General features: G+C 64.4%; 2 protein-coding genes. Both read right to left on the bottom strand.

What is annotated here, in order from left to right; translation table 11 throughout:
• A partial coding sequence (locus AC1DZC_RS19980; RefSeq protein WP_477044484.1) for a hypothetical protein occupies nucleotides 1–484 on the bottom strand: 484 nt, incomplete at its 3' end.
• Between the two features lie 15 nt (nucleotides 485–499).
• Nucleotides 500–706 (bottom strand): endo-1,4-beta-xylanase (locus AC1DZC_RS19975; RefSeq protein WP_477044483.1); only part of this gene is annotated, 207 nt, incomplete at its 5' end.

The raw sequence follows: 706 nt of genomic DNA, 5'->3' as shown, positions 1-706 counted from the left end.
AGGCATAATAGAGCTTCCAGTCCGTGTTGATCGTCACGCCGTTGCCGACGAGATTCTCGTAAGGAGCCGCCACGCCATTCGCGCCGATATAGGGGATGGAGGCGGTCTCGCCGTCCTTCAGCTCGGGCGCGCGCAGATACATCGCGACCAGGATCGTGTCGCCCGCCGCGATCGGTTTCTGGATCGGCGAGCTGGAGCCGACGTCCCAGGCATTGGCGCCCTTGGCCGACACGGTCACGCGGATCACCTGGCCGCCGGGCACGCCGCCATCGTTCAGCGCTTTGGCCTTCTGGTTGGGGCCATAGACCTGCCAGTTGGTGCCGGGCTGGTTGACCGCCTTTTTTATGATGTCGTCGGATGCATCGCTCTTCGCCGCCGGTGCCGCCGCCTGTTGCGCGAGTACCGGCAGGGCGAGCATCGCTGCGCTGCCGGCAAGAAAGATCGTCAAAACCTGTCGCATATCCTCCGCTCCTTTGATGGCCACCTTTCGCGGCTCGTGTCAGGTTCGCGCCGGTGCGGCCGCGAACGCTTCGGCGACGGCGGTACGCATCGGTTTTGGCTTGAAATCGCTGTCATAGGGGCAGGGGCGGCGCTTCGCCCGGTCACCGCGCGGCTCGAACCCCTCGATCCAGCTGTAGCGGTCGCACATGCCCCAGACGAGAAGGTCGGAGAGCTGCGGATAGGTGACCATCACATCGAGATAAGC

It is taken from the genome of Cellulomonas sp. P2_B4, from assembly GCF_056404795.1.
The sequence above is the reverse complement of the archived record's forward strand: the minus strand, read 5'-3'. Positions and strand labels throughout refer to the sequence as shown.